This is a genomic window from Acidithiobacillus sp. (assembly GCF_023256195.1).
In the GTDB taxonomy this organism is placed as follows: Bacteria; Pseudomonadota; Gammaproteobacteria; order Acidithiobacillales; family Acidithiobacillaceae; genus Acidithiobacillus_A.
The window spans coordinates 23003-44274 of sequence record NZ_JAGDWX010000018.1; the positions used below are offsets into that span (position 1 = coordinate 23003).

Annotated in this window: 19 protein-coding genes and 1 pseudogene; 10 read left to right on the forward strand and 10 right to left on the reverse strand. The window is 65.3% G+C overall.

The window, feature by feature from the left end:
• Positions 1 to 2 precede the first annotated feature (2 nt).
• The 3 genes and pseudogenes from Q0C23_RS09850 to Q0C23_RS03655 form a co-directional block, all read right to left on the reverse strand.
• Positions 3 to 1395 (reverse strand): annotated as a pseudogene (locus Q0C23_RS09850) (class II fumarate hydratase).
• Complete coding sequence (locus Q0C23_RS03650) at positions 1388 to 3187, reverse strand: M3 family oligoendopeptidase (protein ID WP_291511021.1); 1800 nt, start codon at positions 3185 to 3187, stop codon at positions 1388 to 1390. Before Q0C23_RS03650 ends, Q0C23_RS09850 begins: the two are co-directional and overlap by 8 nt.
• An 11-nt stretch (positions 3188 to 3198) precedes the next feature.
• A complete protein-coding gene (locus Q0C23_RS03655) occupies positions 3199 to 3678 on the reverse strand; it encodes a DUF1841 family protein (RefSeq protein WP_291511022.1) in 480 nt (159 codons plus the stop codon).
• Between the two features lie 207 nt (positions 3679 to 3885).
• On the opposite strand from Q0C23_RS03655, the gene Q0C23_RS03660 reads away from it, so the two are divergent.
• The gene (locus Q0C23_RS03660) at positions 3886 to 5589 is read left to right on the forward strand and encodes a hypothetical protein (RefSeq protein WP_291511023.1); all 1704 of its coding nucleotides are present in this window, start codon (positions 3886 to 3888) and stop codon (positions 5587 to 5589) included.
• A 204-nt stretch (positions 5590 to 5793) separates the two neighbouring features.
• On the opposite strand, the gene Q0C23_RS03665 is transcribed toward Q0C23_RS03660, so the two are convergent.
• The 6 genes from Q0C23_RS03665 to Q0C23_RS03690 form a co-directional block, all read right to left on the reverse strand.
• Positions 5794 to 6024: a hypothetical protein gene (locus Q0C23_RS03665; protein WP_291511024.1), complete on the reverse strand. Its 231-nt coding sequence runs from the start codon at positions 6022 to 6024 to the stop codon at positions 5794 to 5796.
• Positions 6025 to 6434: 410 nt separating this feature from the next.
• A complete protein-coding gene (locus Q0C23_RS03670; RefSeq protein WP_291511025.1) occupies positions 6435 to 6707 on the reverse strand; it encodes an oxidative damage protection protein in 273 nt (90 codons plus the stop codon).
• A 50-nt stretch (positions 6708 to 6757) separates the two neighbouring features.
• The gene (gene mutY / locus Q0C23_RS03675; RefSeq protein WP_291511026.1) at positions 6758 to 7840 is read right to left on the reverse strand and encodes an A/G-specific adenine glycosylase; all 1083 of its coding nucleotides are present in this window, start codon (positions 7838 to 7840) and stop codon (positions 6758 to 6760) included.
• Between the two features lie 32 nt (positions 7841 to 7872).
• The gene (locus Q0C23_RS03680) at positions 7873 to 9147 is read right to left on the reverse strand and encodes a hypothetical protein (RefSeq protein ID WP_291511027.1); all 1275 of its coding nucleotides are present in this window, start codon (positions 9145 to 9147) and stop codon (positions 7873 to 7875) included.
• The gene (gene ptsP, locus Q0C23_RS03685; RefSeq protein WP_291511028.1) at positions 9113 to 10834 is read right to left on the reverse strand and encodes a phosphoenolpyruvate--protein phosphotransferase; all 1722 of its coding nucleotides are present in this window, start codon (positions 10832 to 10834) and stop codon (positions 9113 to 9115) included. Before ptsP ends, Q0C23_RS03680 begins: the two co-directional genes overlap by 35 nt.
• A complete protein-coding gene (locus tag Q0C23_RS03690) occupies positions 10831 to 11103 on the reverse strand; it encodes an HPr family phosphocarrier protein (RefSeq protein WP_291511029.1) in 273 nt (90 codons plus the stop codon). Before Q0C23_RS03690 ends, ptsP begins: the two co-directional genes overlap by 4 nt.
• Positions 11104 to 11257: 154 nt before the next feature.
• On the opposite strand from Q0C23_RS03690, the gene Q0C23_RS03695 reads away from it, so the two are divergent.
• Together Q0C23_RS03695 and recN are read left to right on the forward strand one after the other, a co-directional pair.
• The gene (locus Q0C23_RS03695) at positions 11258 to 12151 is read left to right on the forward strand and encodes an NAD(+)/NADH kinase (RefSeq protein WP_291511030.1); all 894 of its coding nucleotides are present in this window, start codon (positions 11258 to 11260) and stop codon (positions 12149 to 12151) included.
• On the forward strand, positions 12145 to 13824 hold the full coding sequence (gene recN / locus Q0C23_RS03700; RefSeq protein WP_291511031.1) for a DNA repair protein RecN: 1680 nt from the start codon (positions 12145 to 12147) through the stop codon (positions 13822 to 13824). The genes Q0C23_RS03695 and recN overlap by 7 nt, the downstream gene beginning before the upstream one ends.
• A gap of 7 nt (positions 13825 to 13831) precedes the next feature.
• Here the strand turns inward: recN and Q0C23_RS03705 are convergent, their stop codons facing one another.
• A complete protein-coding gene (locus Q0C23_RS03705; protein ID WP_291511032.1) occupies positions 13832 to 14395 on the reverse strand; it encodes a hypothetical protein in 564 nt (187 codons plus the stop codon).
• A 338-nt stretch (positions 14396 to 14733) separates the two neighbouring features.
• Between Q0C23_RS03705 and Q0C23_RS03710 the strand changes: the two genes are divergently transcribed.
• The 7 genes from Q0C23_RS03710 to rfbC all read left to right on the forward strand — a co-directional run bounded on the left by Q0C23_RS03710 (position 14734) and on the right by rfbC (position 21267).
• On the forward strand, positions 14734 to 16218 hold the full coding sequence (locus Q0C23_RS03710) for a HAMP domain-containing sensor histidine kinase (protein WP_291511033.1): 1485 nt from the start codon (positions 14734 to 14736) through the stop codon (positions 16216 to 16218).
• Positions 16215 to 16709, forward strand: coding sequence for a hypothetical protein (locus tag Q0C23_RS03715; RefSeq protein ID WP_291511034.1), 495 nt, complete (start codon positions 16215 to 16217; stop codon positions 16707 to 16709). Before Q0C23_RS03710 ends, Q0C23_RS03715 begins: the two co-directional genes overlap by 4 nt.
• Positions 16706 to 18106, forward strand: a complete 1401-nt coding sequence (locus Q0C23_RS03720) for a sigma-54 dependent transcriptional regulator (protein ID WP_291511035.1) — start codon at positions 16706 to 16708, stop codon at positions 18104 to 18106. The genes Q0C23_RS03715 and Q0C23_RS03720 overlap by 4 nt, the downstream gene beginning before the upstream one ends.
• A gap of 77 nt (positions 18107 to 18183) precedes the next feature.
• Positions 18184 to 18882 (forward strand): DUF502 domain-containing protein, encoded by a 699-nt coding sequence (locus Q0C23_RS03725; protein WP_291511036.1) that lies wholly within the window; start codon positions 18184 to 18186, stop codon positions 18880 to 18882.
• A gap of 66 nt (positions 18883 to 18948) precedes the next feature.
• Positions 18949 to 19845 (forward strand): UTP--glucose-1-phosphate uridylyltransferase GalU, encoded by an 897-nt coding sequence (gene galU / locus Q0C23_RS03730; protein ID WP_291511037.1) that lies wholly within the window; start codon positions 18949 to 18951, stop codon positions 19843 to 19845.
• Positions 19838 to 20722: a glucose-1-phosphate thymidylyltransferase RfbA gene (gene rfbA / locus Q0C23_RS03735; protein ID WP_291511038.1), complete on the forward strand. Its 885-nt coding sequence runs from the start codon at positions 19838 to 19840 to the stop codon at positions 20720 to 20722. The genes galU and rfbA overlap by 8 nt, the downstream gene beginning before the upstream one ends.
• On the forward strand, positions 20719 to 21267 hold the full coding sequence (gene rfbC / locus Q0C23_RS03740; protein ID WP_291511039.1) for a dTDP-4-dehydrorhamnose 3,5-epimerase: 549 nt from the start codon (positions 20719 to 20721) through the stop codon (positions 21265 to 21267). The genes rfbA and rfbC overlap by 4 nt, the downstream gene beginning before the upstream one ends.
• The last annotated feature ends 5 nt before the right edge of the window (positions 21268 to 21272 follow it).

The following is a 21272-nucleotide window of genomic DNA, read 5'->3' on the forward strand; positions in this document are numbered from 1 at the left end:
CTCTATGGCGCGGTCTGTGGCGCAGCCGGCCCCAGCATCTGCTCGGGCTGCAGCAGCCGCTCCGCCTCCTCGCGCTCCAGGTAGCCCAGGGCAAGCACCGCGCTCAGCAGATCGAGGTCGTGCCGGTGGGCGTACTGCGCGACCATCGCCGCTTTCTCGTAACCGAGGCGCGGCGCCAGAGCCGTGACCAGCATGAGGGAACGGTGCAGGTGCCGGCCCAGGACCTCGCGCCGCGGCTGCAGGCCATCCAGACAGTGACGGCCGAAGGAATCGAGAGCGTCACCCAGAAGCCGCAGGGAGTCGAGCACGTTCTTGGCTATGACCGGCTTGAAGACATTCAGTTCGAACTGCCCCTGGGAGGCGGCAAAGGCCACCGCCGCATCGTTGCCGAAGACCTGCACGCAGACCATGGTCAGTGCTTCGGCCTGGGTGGGGTTCACCTTGCCCGGCATGATGGAAGAGCCCGGCTCGTTTTCCGGTAGCGCCAGCTCGCCCAGACCAGCCCGCGGTCCCGAGCCCATCCAGCGGATGTCGTTGGCTATCTTCATGGCCGACATGGCGAGAGTACGCAGGGCAGCGCTCAAGGTCGTCAGCGCCTCATGCCCCGCCAGCGCCGCAAAGGGATTTTCCGCCGGATGCAGGGGCATACCGGTGGCATCGGCGAGCCGAGCGCAGACCCGTCGGGCAAAGTCCGGGTGGGTATTGAGCCCCGTACCCACCGCCGTCCCCCCCAGGGCCACCGCGCCGAGCCCCGAAAGGCTTGCCCGCAGGGCGTCCTCGCCCTGACGCAGTTGATCGGCATAGCCGGAAAACTCCTGCCCCAGGCTCAAAGGTACAGCGTCCATGAGGTGGGTGCGGCCGATCTTGAGGATCTCGGCAAAATCGCGCGCGCGTGGCGGCGAGGCGCGGCAGGAAGTGTTCGTGCACCTGCTGCAGCACCGCCAGGTGCATGGCCGTCGGAAAGACATCGTTGGAGGACTGCCCCAGGTTGACGTGGTCGTTGGGGTGCACCGGACACTTGCTGCCCCGTGTCGATCCCAGGCGCTCGTTGACGAGATTGGCAATGACCTCATTGACGTTCATGTTGCTCTGGGTGCCGCTGCCCGTCTGCCAGACGCGCAGGGGGAAATGGGCATCCCAGCGCCCCGCCGCCACCTCCGCTGCCGCCTCGGCAATGGCGGCGGCCAGCTCGGCGGGGAGCAGACCAAGCTCAGCATTGACCAGGGCCGCTGCCCCCTTGATCTGCGCCAGGGCGTGGATCAGCTCCAGCGGCATGGTCTCGGTGCCAATGGCAAAATGCTCCAGCGAACGCTGGGTCTGCGCGCCCCAGAGGGCGTCCGCCGCCACCCGTACCACCCCCAGGCTGTCCCGCTCGTCGCGCCAGGCCTCAGACATCGCCGCACTCCTGCGCCAGGGACTCGGCCTGCACCACCAGACTTTCCAGGTAATCCAGGGCGCTGGACCAGATGTTCGGATCCGTGAGATCGACACCCGTCACCCCAACCACCTCCACCGGACTGCGGGAACCGCCCAGCCGCAGCATCTCGATGTAGCGCGGGACGAAGGCCTTACCCTCGGCGCGATAACGCTGGATGAGCGCCAGGGTCAGGAGTTCGCCGAAGGCGTAGGCATACACGTAGCCCGGCGAGCCGATGAAGTGCGGTATGTAGCTCCACCACCAGCGGTAGCCGGGGCTGAAGTGGACCGAATCACCGAACTGCTCGGTCTGGGTGGCAAGCCAGAGCTGCGCCAGCCGCTCGCGACTCAGTTCGCCCTCCCGCCGGCGCGCCTCGTGCATTTGCCCCTCGAAGCGATGCATCGCCATCTGCCGAAAGACCGTGGCGAAGGTATCTTCGATCTTGCCGCAAAGGAGCGCCAGGCGCCCGCGTGGATCGCTCTCTTCCCGCAGAAGCTGCTCGAAAGTGAGCATCTCCCCGAAGACCGATGCGGTCTCTGCCGTGGTCAGGGGGGTGTCGGCGTTGAGGAAACCCTGCTCCCGCGCCAGATACTGATGGATACCGTGTCCGAGCTCGTGGGCCACGGTCATCACGTCGCGGGTCTGGCCCGTATAGTTGACCATGAGATAGGGGTGCACGTCGGGCGTGACGGGGTGGGCGAAGGCGCCGCCCCGCTTGCCCGGGGCCAGGGCCGCGTCGATCCACTCCTCGTCAAAGAAGCGTTGACCGATGGCGGCCATTTCCGGCGAGAAGTCCGCGACCGCCGCCAGCACGATGCGGCGGCAGTCCTGCCAGTCGTGGGTGCGGGACTTGCCCGGCAGGGGGGCGTAGCGATCGTAGTCCATGAGTCGGTCGATACCGAGTAGCTGCGCCTTGAGCCGATAGTAACGGGCGACCAGGGGGTAGCGCGCCACCACGGCAGTCTCGAGACTCGCCACCGTAGCGTCGTCGATCTCGTTGGCGAGATTGCGCTCTGCCAGCCAGTGGGGATAGCGGCGCAGACGATCGTCCAGGGCCTTGTCCGCGAGAATGGCATTGAAGCAGGTGGTGAGCGTGTGCAGTCGCCCCTCCAGCCCGCGACTGAGAGCCTCCGCCGCATCGTGGCGCAAGGCCCGGTCCGGATCCGAGAGCTTGCTCAGGATCTCCTGCTCACTCAGGCTCTTGCCGCGCAGGGAAAAGCGCATCTCCGTCAGGGTCTCATCGAAGAGGCGCGCCCATAGGCCAGCCCCGGTCACCCGTTTCTCCGCCAAGAGCCGCTCCTCGGGCTCGCTGAGAAGATGCTCGCCATAGGCGCGCCAGTGATGGAGCAGGTGACGCCAGGACGCCAGCTCCGTCGCCGCCATGAGTTCATGGGCTCGGGTCTCATCCAGGCGTGCCCAAGCGATATCGAAAAAGATCAGGGCATTGCCGATCTGCGTGGCGCGCTCCTCATAGGCCTGCAGGGCGGCACCGTAGCTCGCCTCGTCGGCGTGCGTGACATAGCTCAGGTAGCGATAGCTGCCGACCCGGGCCAGGCGCTGGCGGATCTCCTGCAGGCGGTCAAGGGCCTCGGCCAGTTGCGCGGCACCGAGGCTGGGTAAGGCTTCCCGATAGGTCTCGGCGAAAGCCATCGCGGCCTCCTCGGCCCAGGCCATGTCCTCCTCCAGGCGCGGGTCGGCCGGTCCGGAGTAGAGATCTTCCAGCCGCCAATGCACCTGTTCGGCACCTGTCTGCCCTGCCCGCTTATGCATCGTCTACCTCCTCAAAGTCCGTCGTCGGGGTCCCTCCCGAAGCGGCGTTTTCCGGTTCCATCATCCGGGTGCAGGCGCCGCACACAGGGGAGCAGTTCCTGAAGATCCGGTTCGCGGCCTACCCGCTGGCCCTGCCAGATCAACTCCCCCAGACACTCGACGAAGGCATGCTCCGCGGCATGCCGGTCCAAGCGTGCGGTGAGTCTGGCGAAAGCCTCGACGATACCTGCCGGCTGCCCGTTTGCCAACAACTCCAGGAGGGCTACGTGCAGACCCATGTGGGCAAAGGGATTGGTTTCGCCCTGGACCGGTGAGAAATCGGCGGCGAGGGCCTGGTCCGGGTGCTCCAGGAGCCCATGGTATTCCGGATGCTCGAGGATCACCGCAACGATGCGCTGACCGATGCCATCCGGCGGCAGCCCCTGACGATAGCGCTGCCATTGATCGATGAACACCTGTCGATAAGTCTCTCGTTTGCTGCCATAAAGCATGTTTGCAAGACCTCCGGCCAAGGTTGCGCGATGATACGGCCCATGCACCCGCCCGCCCACCTGGCGTACCGTGCCACAGCGAGGCCAGAGCGGTGTCGGACTGGGAACGCCGTGTTTTTTGTGGTAAATAAGGAAAACTTTGAGTAGAGCTCCATTCCACCAGAACTAGCCTGGTACAGCCATATTTTAGCGGGAGAATAGCACGTCATGGCCAACGCAAATGCAGTCGCATCCTCGGACAACACCGTTACTCCTCTGACGCCCAAACAGTGGGAGGGTTTGGGCAAGGTCGGAGATGCTGCTCTGCAAATACAGAGTCTCCTGCAGATGCTTCGCGACGTGCTCGCCGAGTTGCCCAACGCCATCGACACCGAAAAGCTCCTCGCCAAATACCAGCCGCAGCTGGACGCCCTGCGCGAAACGGTGGAAAGCCTGCAGGGCATGCTCACCGTCGAGGGCGGCACGGAACGTCTCAAGGCCCTGCTCTCCGAGGTCAAGGAAGCACAGTTGGACAAGACCCTCGGCGAGCTCATCACCATCCTCAACAACCTCCAGAAATCCGGCTTCTTCGCGTCCCTGGCGGCCCTGAGTGGCGAACTGCGTTGCCCGCTCATCGGCGACTCCCCGGAGGACATGGTGCAGAAGTTGCGCGCCGCGGCGGCCAATCTGCAGTACTGGGCCAATAGCGCCAGAGAAGGCGTCGGCGTGATCGGCAACGTCGTCAGCCAGCTGGACCTCCCCGACCGTCTCGACGAGATTCAGGAAATGGCGGATCAGTGGCTGCAGCTGGCCAAGCGTGCGCAGCGCCTCATCCAGGGCGATGCCCCCAGCCTGCACGACCGTCTGGACGGTATTCTCAACATGGGCGAGATTCTCGCCGGACAGATGAGCGTGGCTATCGGTACCCTGACGGATACGGCTCCGGAGCTGCTGAAGTCGGCAGATATGAGTGGCGCTCTGGCCACCATCGGCAGCGGCGGGCGGCGCTGGCTGGGCATCGCTCTGCGGGTCAAGGCCCTCGCCCAGGGCGATGCCCCGGATCTGGCCGCCCGCGTGGAAGGCTTGCTGGACCAGATCGAGCACCTCGCCGGCTATGGGGAAAACCTGCGCTTCTTCCTGCAGGCGGGCAAGGATGGCCTGAATGTGGTGAAGGACATGGTCAGCGAGATGCAGCTACCCGATAAACTGGATGAGCTGGCCAGTGAAGCCGAGAAGTGGCTGAAGATCGCGCAGCGCGCCAAGGCCCTGGCACAGGGCAATTCCGAGAGCCTCGCCGATCGGGTGGACGGTCTTTTGGTCATGGCCGAGACGCTCAGCCAGTCCATGGCGGCGGCCGCCCAGTCCCTGGAGGCCCAGGGTATCCACCTCAAAAACATCTTCTCGACGGAGGGTGATCTCAATATCGCCTTCGGCACCGCGGCCGACTTCCTGGGGGAGATGTGGCGGGACGGTACCATCCAGCGCATCGGCGGGAACATCGCTCAGGGTGCGACCATCTGGCTCGAGATCGCGCAGTTGGGTGGCAAGGCTCTCAAAGGCGACGCCGAATCCATCGCCAGCCGCGTGCGGGAAATCGTGCAGGGCCTGCACGACGCCAAGCTGCTGGATATGTTGCCCGAGCTCTTCGCCCTGCTCGGCAACCTGCAGAAGGCCGGCCTCCTACACAAGGTCAATCTCGTCATGGCACAGGTCGTACCCCTCATGCCCTCGGATCAGGCCTTTGCCAGCGGCGTCGACAAGGCCGCCAAGGCCCTGGCTCAGACGCAGCAGGAGATGAAGGACGAAAGCAATCGCGGCGGCGGTATCTTTGGTCTGATCAAGATCTTTTTCGCCAAGGATACCCAGTACGTGCTGCGCTACGTGGTGCGCTTTGCCAGTATCTTCCTGAAATCCATGAAGTCGCCCGCCTGAGCCGGTGGTTCGACGGCCCCGTGCGGGTCGTCTTGCGTGAGGCCACACACCCCGCTTTCCTAGCGGGGTGTCTTTTTTTCGGGACCGCCGTGGCCGGACCGAATCGATATCCTGGCCGCTGGGCTGCGTCCAGAAAAAAGGCCCGGAACCAATGGGATCCAGGCCTTCGGCGCAGCCCCCAGAGGGGGCTGACGATGCGGTAACTTACTCCGCAGGAGCGGCTTCCTTGGCCTCTTCCTTCTTCTCCATCGCCTTCTTGTGATGGGTGTTCTTGTGGTGATGGTAGGCCTTGTGCTCCATCTTCTTCTCCGGAGCCTTGTGGGGGGCAGCCATCTCAGAACCCTGCTCAGCGGCGGGGGCGGCAGCCTCGGCAGCGAAAGCGCTGCTGGCGGTGAGGAAAGACAGGGCGACGCTCAACGCAATGATCTTCTTCATAAAAAAGCTCTCCAGATAGGTGATGATCCACCGCAGATGCGGGCCGCATGGGCGGCGCAGGTACCAATGCACAAGCCATGCCAGCACGCTTTATCGCTTTTTATTCAGAGTGTTGCGGGATTTCTGTGGCCCCAGGAACGGCGGCGGCGTCGGTTTTTTGTACTGGGTTCTGCGTCGAAGCCTTTGGACGCGCTCCCGCAGCCTCACCAGACGCGCTTGGAGTTCGCTCCCCCATCCATCAAAATAGTAATGACAGTCATATAGATGCATTTATTGATAGACTTTTCACCCGGAGCTGCTGCGATCCAGCACCGAGCTGTGCATGCGTCACCTTCCGGCGACGCGCACCGCGGCGATCCGTGCAAATCCGCGTCGTTGCTGCATCGCCTTTGTCGGGAAAGAGGAACAGTTCATTCCTTGGGCGGAACGTAGCCCTCAGGGGCCTGGGCGCCTTCTCCAAAAAAGTAGGCCTCCATCTGCTTCTCCAGAAAACTGCGAGACTTGGGATCGATGGGAGAGAGCCGATACTCGTTGATGAGCATGGTCTGATGCTTGAGCCAGTCGGCCCAGGCCTCCTTGGAAACTTCCTGATAGATGCGCGCCCCCAGGGGGCCAGGATAGGGGGGACGATCGAGACCTTCTGCCTCACGCCCCAGTTTCACACAATGCACCATACGGGTCATGCCAGCACTCCTGTCGTTCACGAAAGCAGAATACGGTTGCGCAGTGTAGCTCAATCCAGCTGCTCTAGCAGCCGTCGGATGGGACTTGGCAGACCGAGCTGGAGGGCGGCGGCAAGATCCCAGCAGAGCAGCGGAGAACCCTTGTCGGCCACCGCCTGGACGCGCAAGCTTGCGTGGAGCACGGCGTATTCCAGCGAAAAATGGCTGAAGGTGTGGCGCTGCACCGGACCCAGGGACTGCTCGTGCAAGACGAGGCCCACGGCAGCGGCGTAGCGCTCCAGAACCTGCGCGCGCAGACTACTATCCACGAGAATCTGCTCATCGTCCAAGCTGGGTAGGGACCATAGCCCACCCCAGATGCCGCGCTCGGGCCGTCGCTGCAGCAGTACGCGCCCGCCGTCGTCCCGCGCGAGCAGCAGGGTGGCGTAGCGCCGCGGACGCGCACTGCGGTCACCCTCCCTGGGCAGTTCCCGGCGCTTGGGCAGGGCGGCAGCACGACATCGGCTTTGCACCGGGCAGTTTGGACAATCGGGCCGGGCGGCACGGCAGAGGACGGCACCCAGATCCTGAATCGCCTGGTTGTAGTCGTGGGCGGCGCCGGCGGGCGTCTCCGCCTCGGCGATACGCCACAGCTTCCGGTCGTTGGTACTACTGCGGGGTTCGCCGACGAGCCCCGCGGCACGGAACAGCACTCTCCGGGCATTGGCATCGAGAATGGCCTGATCCTGGCCATAGGCACTCGCCAGGACCGCTGCCGCGGTGCTGCGCCCGACACCAGGCAGCGCCATGGCAGCGGCCATGGTCGGCGGAAATCGGCCACCGTGCTCCTGCACCACCATCTGCGCCGCGCGGTGCGCGTTGCGTGCCCGAGCGTAGTATCCGAGCCCACTCCACTGGGCCAGGACGGCATCCAGCGGCGCACTGGCCAGATCCTGCCAGCTCGGAAAGGCGCTGAGGAAACGCCCATAATAAGGCAAGGCAGTGCGCACCTGGGTCTGCTGCAGGAGGACCTCGGCCAGCCACAGGGCATAGTCGTCCCGGGTCTGTCGCCACGGCAGCTCGTGCCGGCCATGGTCGCGATACCAGGGCAGCAGCAGCTGCGCGAGCCCGAGCCGCTCCTCTGCCAACGCCAAGGTGCCGGCCTCTGGAGATTGCTGTCGGCGCCTCAGGGCCGGATCTCCATCACCACGCCCCGCGCCGTGTAGCCTTGCCAGTGCAGCCGCCCGATGGTGACCCGACCCTGCACCGGCCACTGCGTAGGCAATACTGGCAAAGGGCTGGGGGTGGTGCGGGGCGACGACCGGGGGAGGTAAGGGTCAAGGTCGAGGGAGGGGATGCTCAGAGCGAGGTCGAGCCGCAGGGGATGCAGCCGCAGCTGCAGCCGGCCGCGAAAATGGGTTGTCCCCAGGCGCCCCTCCACAGCGCTCATGGACCAGTCGGCTGGCCAACGCCCGCTCAACTCGCCCTCCAGTTGCAGGGGATCCAGGGCAGTGCGCGCCGCCGCCGCAAAGTGTGGAGTGTGGATACCGAACTCCTGAGCGATCGCCTGCGGCTTTGCTATGTGCATCTGCAAGCGAGTCTCGAAGGACTGGGATGGCCGCAAATCGAAGCGAAAGTCGCGCAGTCCAAGGGCGGCACCGCTGGTCTGTACCTGTGCGCGCACACAGGAAAATCGGGCGCTCTGCGCCTGCCAGGTGAGCCCATCCATATTCAGAAAAAAGTCCCGACGGCGCCAGTGGCCTTCGCCCTCGAGCCGTGCAAGAGCAAGATTGGCGCCGTCGCGCTGCAGCCCCTGCAGTCTGAGGTGGAGGCGATCATTGCCGCGGCTGCTGCGGATCGCCAGTTGCAGCTCGCCCATCTGTGGGCCGGCCGATGTCGGCAGACGCCCTTGTAGAGTCAAATCGCCCGCCGCGCCGGGCATGGACCAGCGCCCGCGCGCATCCAGCCGACCCTGCTGCCAGCGTAGATCCAGATGCCTCAGGTGCAGCGTTCGCCCTGCCTGCGTCCACTGGAGAGTCGCACCACGCAGCAGCAGCTCCCGCGGCAGTGGCGGCAGGCTGGCGCCGGCGCCACTGCCCGGCCAGGGACCCCGGATCCTGGGGGCATCGGCGGACACCCGACGCAGACGCAGATGTCCCCGCAGGAGCTCGGCCAGGGAAAGCTCCGTCTGCAATCGGGGCACCCGTAGCAAGGGGTCCGGCGAGGGTCCGATGACCAGACCGCGCAGCACGATGCCGAGGTCGCCCTGGTCCAGAAAAAAGCCGGGGTTGGCAGCCAGGCGAACCCTCTGACCTACACCGGCACTCAGGGCCTGGGCGACGAGGTAGCGAGGCCCCTGCGCCAGCCAGAAAAGCAGTAGCGCCAGCAAGAGACCAAGGGCGAGGATCGGCAGCAGCCCCCGGCCTTCAAAGATCCTCGGATTGCCCCGGGCTCGCGCCAAGATCTTCTCCTGCCAGAATACGCAGCGCGAGCACGCGCGCCTCAGCGGCGGAGGTCTGGCGGATCTGCGCCTTCACCTCGGGAACCGCCCCCGGGAACATGCTGAATTCGCGCAGACCCAGACCAATGAGCAGCGGGGTGAGGGCCGGATTGGCAGCCATCTCGCCGCACATAGCCACGGGTATCCCGGCGGTCTGCCCAGCCGCGATGGTATGCTGGATCATGGCCAGCACCCCGACGTGCAGCGGGTCGAAGAGGACGTTGACGTCGTCGTCGCCCCGGTCTACCGCCAAGGCATACTGGATGAGGTCGTTGGTGCCGATGGAGAAGAAATCGGCATCGCGGGTAAAGCTGTGGGCTGCCATGGCTACCGCCGGTACTTCCACCATGATGCCCACGGGCAGATGCGGATCGAAGGGGTGTCCCTCCCGCCGCAATTCCTCCTGAATCTGGGCGAGCAGGGCCCGCGTCTGCCGCAGTTCCACGAGGGAGCTGACCATGGGCAACATCAGCCGCACGCGCCCCAGAGCCGAGGCTCGCAGGATGGCCCGCAGGTGCGGTCGAAACCACTCTGGGCGACGCAGACAGAGCCGCAGACCACGCAGGCCGAGAGCCGGATTGAGCACGCCGTGGGCCGCCCGGAACTCGTCATCGCGCAGACCTTTGTCGGCGCCGATATCCACGGAACGGATGGTCACGGGGGCCCCGCCGAGAGCCTTCAGAACCTGACTGAAGGCCTGGAACTGCTCCTCCTCGCTGGGGCTGTCGGCGCGGTTCATGAAGAGGAATTCGCTGCGGAAGAGGCCCACACCCTCGGCGTTGCTGCGCAACACCCAGTCGACATCCTCGGGCAGCTCGATATTGGCGTAGAGGTGCAGCGACAGACCATCGCGGGTCACGGGAGGCAGATCACGCTGCTCTTCCAGCAGTTGCAGGCGACGCAGACGCTGCGCCTGCAGCTCACGATACTGTTCCAGCAACAGCGGGTCTGGGTTCACCAGGACCGTCCCCTGCTCGCCGTCGACGACGACGGTGTCCCCGGTACGCAGCAGCCGGCTGGCGATGTGGGTGCCGACGACGGCTGGCAGCCCGAGACTGCGTGCGAGGATGGCCGAGTGCGAGGTGGCCGCGCCAAAGTCCGTGACCCAGGCCAGAACCTTGCCCTGCTTGAGGAGCACCGTATCGGCGGGGCTCATTTCCGCCGCCACGATGATGCGCTCATCCCCCACCGGCAGCTCTGGCGCGTGCACACCCACGAGGTGGCGCAGCACCCTGTCCGTCACCTGCAGGATATCTTCACGCTTGGCACGTAGGTAGGCGTCTTCCATGCGTTCGAAGATCTCGAGCAGACGCTCCCGCTCATGATGCAGCGCCCAGGCGGCGTTGCGGTGCTCGTCCAGCACCAGACGCAGGGGCCGATCGCGCAGGGCCGGATCATCCAGCATCAGCAGGTGGGCGTCGATGAAGAGTCGGGTATCCTGTGGCGCGTCGCCGGGAATGGCCTCTCGCACACGGAGCAACTCCTCCCGAGCCAAGCCCAGTGCCCGGCGCAGCCTTTGGGCCTCGCCCTCGGCCGCCTCTGGCTCCACGAGATACTCCGGAATATCCAGGGCGGCGGCCTCCAATACCACCGCCGTACCGATGGCGATGCCAGCGGCCGCAGGAATACCGCTGATCTCGAAGCTCACTCCCCCTCTCCGAATCGATCCATGGTCAGCGCCAGCAGGGCATCGGCGCACTCCTGCTCGGCCTCGCCGGAGGTTTCCAGCTGCAGCGTGCTGCCCTGGGCCGCTGCCAAAGTCATCAGACCCATGATGCTCTTGCCGTTGACTCGCTGACCGTCGCGCTCCACCCAGACCTGGCAGGGAAAACGCGCGGCAATGCTGACGAAGCGCGCCGACGCGCGCGCGTGGAGACCCAGACGATTGAGGATCGGAAAATCGATTCGGACGGTCACAGGCTTTCCTCACCAGGTAAAGATCGTGGTTGAGGATAGCGCGCCGCGGCCTTCGCCTCCAAGGCCCGCGACGCTCGGGTCGGCACGGTGGGGCGCCCCGTCGCGGCGACAGCCGCCCCTTGGCGCCGGCCATGGCCCAAGGTACGCTAACAGCATGGCACCCATCTTTCCGCGCGTCCTGCTCATCGGCAAGTATCGAGACTCGGGTTCGGGACCAGGTCTCGCGCGCCTGGCAACCCTGCTGCACAGCCTGGGTGCCGAGGTTTTTCTAGAAAGCCAGTGCGCGCCGGCACTGCAGCACGATCTGCGCCTGCCCTTGCTGAACCTGGACGACCCCGACCCTGACCTCGATCTCGTGATTTCCTTGGGTGGCGACGGCACCTTGCTGAGCTCGGCCCGACGTCTCGCCGGCAGCGGGGTTGCCGTCCTGGGCGTCAACCAGGGGCGACTCGGCTTTCTCGCGGACATTCCCCTGGATACCATCGACGAGACCTTACCAGCCATCTTCCGTGGCGCCTATCGGGAGGATCGTCGCAGCATGTTGGTGGCCGAACTCTGGCGCGATGAGCTCCGCGTCGTCAGCGGCCTTGCCCTGAACGAGGTCTTCGTCCACAAAGGCTGTGGTGAGAGCATGGTGGAGCTGCGCGTGCAGCTCGGCGATCGCCCCCTCTACACCGAGCGTGCCGATGGTCTGATCATCGCCACACCGACGGGCTCCACCGCCTATGCCCTGTCGGCGGGAGGACCGATCCTGAGCCCCGGACTGCCGGCCTTGCTGCTGGTGCCCATCTGCCCGCACACCCTGAGCGCACGGCCCATCGCCATCGACGACCGACTGGAACTGCGCCTGTCCCTGCTGGCTGCCCGCCACCCCGCCGCCTTGAGCCTGGACAGCCACCATTCCTATCCCATGCAGGCAGGCGATGAGGTGCGGGTCCGCCGCTCTCCCTGTGAGGCGCGCTTCATCCACCCGCTGGACCACGATTTTTACGGTATTCTGCGGCGCAAGCTGCACTGGGGCGAGCTGCCGGGTGAGGAGCGATGCTGACCCGCCTGGAGATCCGTAATTTTGCCCTGATCGAGTCCCTGGAGTTGGAACTTGCTGCAGGCATGACGGTGCTGACGGGAGAGACGGGCGCGGGCAAGTCCATCGTCGTCGATGCCATCTCCCAGATCCTGGGCGACAAAGCCAGCGCCGATCTGGTGCGTTTTGGCGCCGAGCAGGCGGAGATCGCCGCGGGCTTCAGCCTGGCGGAGGCTTCGCCGGCCCGCCAATGGCTGCGCGATCAGGGTCTGGACGACGATACCGAGGACTGCATCGTCCGTCGACTCATCCCCCGGCAGGGGCGCAGTCGGGCCTTCGTCAACGGTCGTCAGGTAGCGGGCAGCCAGCTTCGTGAACTAGGGGAGTATCTGGTGGAACTGCTCGGCCAGAACGCGCAGCAGGGTCTGCTGCGACCGGAGCGCCAGCGCGCCCTGCTGGATCGCTTCGCGCGCCTGGACAAGGAGTTGGACGAGCTGGCGCGTCGGCAACGCGCCTGGCGTGCTGCTCAGGATGCCCTCGAGCAGTACCGCAGCGAGCGCGAGCGCAGCGGGGCAGAGCGGGAGTGGCGCCGCTTCGTGCTGGAGGAACTGGAGCGGGTCGGTCTGCGCGCCGGTGAATGGGAAGCACTGAGCGATGAGGCGCGTCGCCTGGGGGCCGTGGAACAGCTTCGGGAAGCCGTGGCGACGGCCCTGGCGGCGCTGGAGGACGACGGCGGTGCCCTGGGTCTGCTGGGGGAGGCGCAGCACGCTCTGTTGGCAGCCTGCCAGAAGGATGCTCAGCTCGGCGACAGCGCCGCGCTCATCGACAGTGCGGAAATCCAGGTGCAGGAAGCCTGCCGCTTCCTACGCAGCTACCACGAGGATCTGGAGGCGGATCCCGCGCGTCTGGAACAGATCGGCCAGCGTCTGCAAGTACTGCAGGATCTGCAACGCAAGCACCAGAAGGATATGCCCGGACTGCTGGCATTGCTGCAAGAGCTGCGCGCGGAAATAGGCGACGGGGAGCAGGATGAGGAGCGTCTGCGGCGTCTGCAGGCAGCGGCGCACCAGAGCGAGGCTTCCTACCGCGAGCAAGCGCAGCGGGTCAGCAGCGCGCGCCACGCCGCGGCACCGCAACTGGCGGCGGCCATTGCCGCCGAAATCCAGGGGCTCGGCATGCCCCACGCCACGGTGAAGGTCGAGATTGAGAGCTACCCTGAGGATTCCAGCCTTTGGCAAGGCAAAGGCTGGGACCGGGTGGAACTGCACTTCAGCGCCAATCCGGGACATCCCCTGCAAGCACTGGCCCGGGTCGCCTCTGGCGGTGAACTCGCCCGCATCGGCCTCGCCCTGCAGGTGATTCTGGCGGAGCCGGAGCAGGTCGACACTTTGATCTTCGACGAAGTGGATGTGGGTGTGGGTGGCGCCGTGGCCGAGCGTATCGGTCGTCTGCTCCGCCGCCTGGGTAAGGCGCAGCAGGTGCTGTGCGTGACGCACCTGCCGCAGGTGGCGGCCCAGGCACACCACCAGCTCCTGGTAGAGAAAGTGGTGGAGGATGGGGCAACCCGCAGTCGCCTGCGGGTACTCGATGCTCAGGGACGACGAGACGAGGTCGCCCGTATGCTCGGTGGGATCGAACTGGACGACAGCATCCACATGGCCGCCCAGCGGCTTCTGGATGAGGCCAACAAAGCCTGAGACGCGCTCAGGCGGCGCGGTGCTTCCGTTGCTGCGCCAGCGTCAGCACCTGTCCACGCGCGGCGTGCCAGCTTGCCACCGCGAGCCCGCTGTCGGGCAGTCCGGCGCTGTACAGGCGCGTACTGGCTGGCAGATGCCGGACTCGCTGATAGCCCACTTCGTCTCCGCGCCAGCGACCGTGGCGGTCCCAGACGGCGGTACACAGGCAGTGTCCCGGAGCGTGGACGCCCCAATGGCCATTGCCCAGACGAATGAGCTGCAGTGGTTGCCGACCCAGGAACAGAGGCCCTATGGCGCTTTGGTCCCAGTTTCCCTCACTGGGCAAGAGCAGGCGGGCATCGGGCAGGAGCAGAGCCAGGCGTTCCGCGGCCTCGTTGAGATCGGGGTCGCTATGACTGACCAGGATATAGCGCGGCCGCATGTCCGGGTCCTGTTCCAGCAGCTGGTCCAGATCCGCCTCCAAAGCAGCGCTGGTGAAATCCAGAAGCAGCGCCTCGTGGCTCGCCCCATCCCACAGGGCCTGACGGTACTGGTGGCGCGGTCGCTCTGAGGAAAAAGCTAGTATCTGCATCGTGACTCCTTCACCGTCGGTTCATTAGAACATGGTATTTTTCTGATTTTATGCAGTTTGCCTAAGCAGAGTCCGTGCCAGCCGAGAAAAAACCTGCTCCAGCGCGGTAAGTAGTGGCCGCGGCGCGAGCCATCGGTCCCCCGGGAGCGGTCTTTCTGTAGACGAATACCGACGCCCACGGCCACGCCATCGTCATGGACCGGCCAGACGCTCCCGGACACAGGACTTCCGCTGCCGTAGCGAGATGACTACAGTGGGCGAAAGACTGTCGCTCCCGTACACTGGTGCCTTGCTTGCCAGAATCGAGGGGGCCCCAAAGCACTGCGGGGGTTTCAGTCATGAGCGTAGTCAAAGGATTGGAGACGGAACGGAGCTGGTTTTCCGGCAAACCCGAGGACCGAAGTCGAGCCGGGTCCATCCCACGGCGGGTACGAGCCGCTGCCATACTCATATTCCTCATGGTGGCATTGCTCGTTGCCCTCGCCCTGCAGGCCATCCACAGCCTCAGCAGCAGCAGCGATGTATTGCTGGATACGGCACTGCCGGTGCAACGGCAGCTTCTGGAGATCCGTGACACTCAGGGACAGGCCGAATTCTACCGGCGCCTGGCGGGAGTGCTGCCGCACAGCGGCTATGAGCACACCTTTCACGCCCTGGTGCAGAGGGAACAGCAGGAATTGCAAGCATTGCTGCCCATCGTCCAGAAAAAGCATCCCGAGCTTGGCAGTCGGGTCCTCGCCCTCAGTCGCGCCCTCACCGAATACGGTCGCGCGGCTATCCAGGCAAACGGTGCGGATGTTGGCCAGAGAGGCGTGGACGCTGCTCTGGCAGAGCTCCACGGCAGTCTGCAGAAACTCTTTCTCAAGGAGTCACAACAGGCCGCCGAAGCACGGACCCGAGCGGTCTGGCTGCTCTACCTGCTGGTGGCGGTGACGGCGGCCCTCGCCCTGTGGATTCCCTGGCGGGTCGCGGTGGCGCTGACGCGTCCTCTGGGGGAGATCCGCCGCGCTCTGGAAGATCTCGGCGCAGGGCGGGCAACGCGGTTGATACGGGAGGGTCCCCAGGAGATCCGCGATCTGGCGGCGAGCATCGAGACCATGCAGAGCCGCCTGCGTGAGGAGGAGCGCCTGCGCCACGTCTTTCTGAGCCAGGTGTCGCACGAACTGAAAACCCCACTGGCCTCGGCCCGCTCTGGCGCCGAGCTGATGCTCAGCGAGCGCCTGGGCAAGCTCTCGCAGGCCCAGCGCGAGGTGTTGGAGATCATCTCCCGCCAGGTCCAGGAGCTCTACGTCGCCATCCAGGAGATGCTGGACATGCACGCGCTGCAGGCGCAGAGTCTGGAGTATTCGCTGACGGACCTGCCCCTGTCGGCGCAGTTGCAGGAGTTGCGTGGCCGGATGCAGCCCCTGCTGGACCGTCGCCAGCAGACCTTGGAGATCGCGGTGGACGAGGGACTCCAGGTGCGCGCCGATCCCAAGCGTCTGCTCCAGATCCTCAGTAATCTGGTGAGCAATGCCCACAAATATAGCGTCGCCGGCGATACCATCCGCGTCGCCGCACAGGCGGAGGGCGGCGGAGTGCGGATTCAGGTTCGCGACCACGGGCCGGGCATACCCGAGGCACTCCTGGGCCGCGTTTTCGAACGCTTCTTTCAGGTCTCTGCCAGCAGCAACCTGCCACGCGGAACGGGTCTCGGTCTGGCCATCGCCCGCGAACTCGTACTGGCCCAGCACGGCGAGATCCGCGTGCGCAATCATCCACAAGGGGGTCTCAGCGCCGAGGTCTGGCTCCCCTGTCCACCCCCCAGAGAGTCGCGCCCATGAACCTTCGCACACCCTTTCTGCTCATGGCCCTGCCGACCCTCGCTGCCTGCGCCCAGATACTGCCGTCGGCACAACCTGCCCCCAACTCCAGTCGGGCGCAGCTGTTGGCAGACCTTGGCCACTGCGGCGCAGCCGACGGCGTCGACTGCGCCCGCATCCATCTCGCTCTCGCCCGCAGCTATCTGCAGCAGACGCCACTGAACCGTACCAGTGTCGACAATGCCGGTCGGGAACTGCAGCTGGCCGCCCAGAACCCCAGCGTCGCCGCAGAGATTCGGCCATGGCAGAACCTGGTGGCCTACAGCCGCTCGCAGCAGCACGGCCTTTCCTGTCCACCGGCGGAGGCGACCAGAAGCCCGCGTGCCGCTGCTCCCGCTACCACCCCCGCCCGATCCGCGGCGGAAGAATCGGCGGCGCAGCGCCTGCAGCGCCTGGAGCAGCTCCTACATCAACAGGCGCAGGAAAGTCTTAGCAGCAAGGCCCCGCAATGACTCAGAAATCCCTCGGCATAGACCCCGCGCACATCTGCATCATCGACGACGACCCCGACTTCCTGCGGCTTCTGGGCCTATGGCTCGAGAGCGAGGGACACCAGGTGCAGGCCTTCAGCGCGCCGATGCAGGCCGTAAAGGCCCTGGAGCGGGAGACCCCGGATCTGGTCATCACCGATCTGCGTATGCCCGAGATGGACGGCATGGAAGTTCTCGAAGCGGTGCAGGAGCTGGATCCCGATTTGCCGGTGATCATCCTCACCGCCCACGGCAGCATCCCCAATGCCGTGGCTGCCATGCGCGCACAGGCCTTCGGCTATCTGGGCAAGCCCTTCAGCAGTGAGGAGCTGGAATCCCTGGTCGCCGCCGCCTTGCGGCAACGCCAGGCGAGCCGCGAGACTGGCCGACTGCGGGCCACGCTGAAGGATCTGGCCGGGCAGATGATCCTGCACCGCAGCCCGGTCATGGCCAAGCTCGTGGACGAACTGACCCGCGTCGCCCACTCGCAGGCCAGCGTCTTCCTCACCGGCGAGAGCGGTTCGGGCAAGGAGCGGGTAGCACGCGCCATCCACGCCGCCAGTCCCCGCGCCCAGGGGCCCTTCATTGCCGTCAATTGTGGCGCCATCGTCGCCGACCTCGCCGAAAGCGAACTCTTCGGTCACGTCAAGGGGGCCTTCACCGGCGCCAGCCAGGACCATCTCGGCCTCATTCGCGCCGCCGATGGTGGCACGCTCTTTCTCGACGAGATTGCTGATCTTCCCCTCAATCTGCAGGTCAAGCTCCTGCGCGTCCTGCAGGAGGGTACCCTGCGGCCTGTGGGTTCCCGGGAGGAGTATCGCGTGGATATCCGCGTCATCAGCGCTACCCACCAAGACATCTACGCACTGACGGCCAGCGGCGCCTTTCGTGAGGATCTTTATTATCGTCTGCACGTCATCCCGCTGCGGGTACCGAGCCTGGCCGAGCGACCCGAGGACATCCTCCTGCTGGCCCAGCATTTTCTCGACCGGGAGATTGCCCGCCTGGGCCGCCCCATCCAAGGCTTCAGCCCTGAGGCCCTGGACAAGCTGATCTGTCGGCCCTGGCCAGGCAACGTCCGCGAGCTGGAGAACGTGGTCACCCTGGCAGCTGCCTTGACAGAAAAAGGCTGGGTCGCGGCCGAGGCCATCCCCGACGCCAGTCGTACCGGCGGCCGCAGCGCCTTCCCACCGCTGCAGGACGCCAAGGCAGCCTTCGAGCGCAGCTACCTGGAGAACCTGCTGCGGGCGACGGACGGCAACATCTCCCGCGCTGCGCGGATTGCCGGCCGCCACCGTACGGATCTCTATAAACTGATGCGCAAGCACGAACTCACGCCTCAAGAGTTCAAGAGCCAGGGCGACGAAGACGATCTGTGACGGATGCGCTGCCGCTTTGCCCCGGGAGGTGGCCTTGCTATGCTTCCCTGGCCACTACTGAATTTCGCTGAGGCACCATGCTACCGGTATCCAGTCCTCCGAAAGCCCCTTCCTCGCGGCGCTGGCACCTGCGCCGCTGGTTCGTTCAAGGCCTGCTCATCTCCCTCCCCATCGGACTGACCATCTATTTCGTCCTGATGGTGGGTCGCTGGGTGGATGGGATCTTCAACGGCCCGATCCACGCGCTCTTCGGCGTCGACATTCCGGGCCTCGGTATCCTGCTGACCCTGGTCACCATCCTCGGCGTCGGCTTTCTCGCCTCGCACACCCTGTCGGCCTGGATCTTCGAACGAATCAATGCCGTGCTCGAGCGTATCCCAGTGTTCCACAGCATCTACAGCACCATCCAGGAAACCGTGGAACTGCTGCTGGGCGGCAAGGACCGTGGCTTTCGCAGCGCCGTGCTGGTGCCGCAGAACGGCGCCGGCGCCTACGTCATCGGCCTCGTCACTCGCGACGAATTGAGCGAGATACCGGGCCTGGGCGAGGACTGTCTGGCCGTCTACGTCCCCATGGCCTACAACATCGGCGGCTTTACCTACGTGGTGCCACGCGACCAGCTCATTCCTCTGCCGGAGCTCTCGCCGCAGCAGGCACTGCGCTTTGCCATGGCAGGCGGTGTGGGCAGTGGCCGGCATCTGCGTGAAAAACTACAGGCGGTCAAGGCCGCCGCGGAAGCCACGGATAAAACCGAAGCGGGGGAGGCCCCGCACTGAGCTCGACTTTTGCCGCGCTCGACGCGGCTCACTATACTGGCGCCAACGATACAGTGAGGAGACGACATGGAGCTCGTGCGTAAAGCCGTATTCCCCGTAGCCGGTCTGGGTACCCGCTTTCTTCCCGCCACCAAGGCCAGTCCCAAGGAGATGATGCCGGTGGTGGACAAGCCGCTCATCCAGTACGCGGTGGAGGAAGCCATCGCCGCCGGTATCGATCAGCTCATCTTCGTCACCGGCCGCGGCAAGCGCGCCATCGCTGATCACTTCGATGTCTCCTACGAGCTGGAAATGGAACTGGAAAAAAAGCAGAAGACCGCCCTGCTGGAACAGGTGCGGGCCATTCTGCCGAGCCATGTGAGCACCATTTTCCTGCGTCAGCCCTACCCCCTGGGCCTTGGCCATGCTGTGCTCATGGCGCGCCCGGTGGTGGGCAATGAACCCTTTGCGGTGCTGCTGGCGGACGATCTCATGCTGGCGACGGAGCCGGTGCTCGGGCAGATGGTGGAGCAGTATCGGCGCTACCAGGCCGGCATACTGGGTGTGGAAGAGATTCCGCGGGAGCACAGTTCCCGCTACGGTATCGTCGATGCCCGTCCCTGGGACGACAACATCTATCAGGTGAGCCGCATCGTCGAAAAACCCAAGCCGGAAGAGGCCCCCTCCAATCTCGGTGTGGTGGGGCGCTATATTCTGCCGGCCCGCATCTTCCATTTTCTCGAGAATCTCGGCAGCGGCGCCGGTGGGGAAATCCAGTTGACAGACGCCATAGCGAATCTCTTGGGCGAGCGTCAGGTTCTCGCCTACCGCTTCCAAGGACAGCGTTTCGACTGCGGCGACAAACTTGGCTACCTGCAGGCCACCATCGCCTTTGCCCAGCTTCATCCGGAGGTCGGTCCGGCTTTCGTGCGCTACCTCGACGGACTCTGCCAGGCGCGTGCCGGCGAGCAGCCGCATGCGTAAGGGCATCATTCTCGCGGGCGGCTCAGGCACCCGTCTCTATCCGCTGACGCAGGTTCTGAGCAAACAGCTCATGCCCGTCTACGATAAACCGCTGATCTACTATCCGCTGTCCACCCTGATGCTCGCTGGCATCCGCGAGATCCTGATCATCTCCACCCCCACCGATCTGCCTCGCTTTCGGCAACTGCTGGGCGATGGTCGCCAGTGGGGGCTGGAGTTTCACTATGCGGAACAGGCCCAACCCGAAGGGCTGGCCCAGGCCCTCATCATCGCCGAGGACTTTCTGGCCGGCGCGCCCTCGGCTCTGGTACTGGGCGACAACGTCTTCTACGGGCACGAGCTCAGCGACAAGCTACAGGCAATCGCGGCACAGGCGGATGGGGCCACCATCTTTGCCTACCACGTAGCCAATCCCCGGGCCTACGGCGTGGTGGAATTCGATGCCACGGGCCGGGCGCTCAGCCTGGCCGAAAAACCGGCCCAGCCACGCTCCTCCTTCGCCGTCACCGGTCTGTACTTCTACGACGGGGATGGCAGTCGGCTGGCACGGCAGCTGCGCCCCTCGGCCCGCGGTGAGCTGGAGATCACCGACCTCAACAACCTCTATCTCAGCCACGGCCGATTGCGGGTGGAAATTCTCGGCCGCGGTACCGCCTGGCTCGACACTGGGACGCACGCCGATCTCCTCAACGCCGCCCAATTCATCCGCACCTTGGAGGAACGTCAGGGTCTCAAGGTGGCCTGTCCCGAGGAAATCGCCTGGCGCCTGGGCTACATCGGCGATGACACGCTGTGCCGGCTGGCCGAGCCCCTGCGCAAGAGTGGCTATGGCGAATATCTGCTGCGCCTGCTCGAGGAGGAGCCACGCCAGCCATGAAGATCGAAGCCCTGAGCATCCCCGATGTACTGCTCATCACGCCTCGGGTCTTTGGTGATGCCCGTGGTTTCTTCCTGGAGAGCTGGAATCGCCGCAGCTTTGCCGCCGCCGGGCTGGATCTGGATTTCGTCCAGGACAACCACAGCCGCTCCCAGCGCGGGGTCCTGCGCGGCCTGCACTATCAGATCCGCCAGCCGCAGGGCAAACTGGTGCGCGTCGTGGCGGGCGAGGTATTCGACGTGGCCGTGGACCTGCGTCGCAGTTCGCCACATTTCGGCCGCTGGGCCGGCGCCACCCTGAGTGCCGGCAATGCGCAGATGCTCTGGGTGCCGCCGGGCTTTGCCCACGGTTTTCTGGTGCTGTCGGAGCAAGCGGACTTTCTCTACAAGGCAACGGACTACTACCTGCCCGAGGCGGAGCGCTGCCTGCGCTGGGACGATCCTACGGTGGGCGTCCGCTGGCCCTTGTCGCCCGGAACCCTGCCTACGCTGGCCGCCAAGGACGCCGCCGGCAGCCTGCTTGCGGACCTGGAGTGTTTCCCCTGACTTTT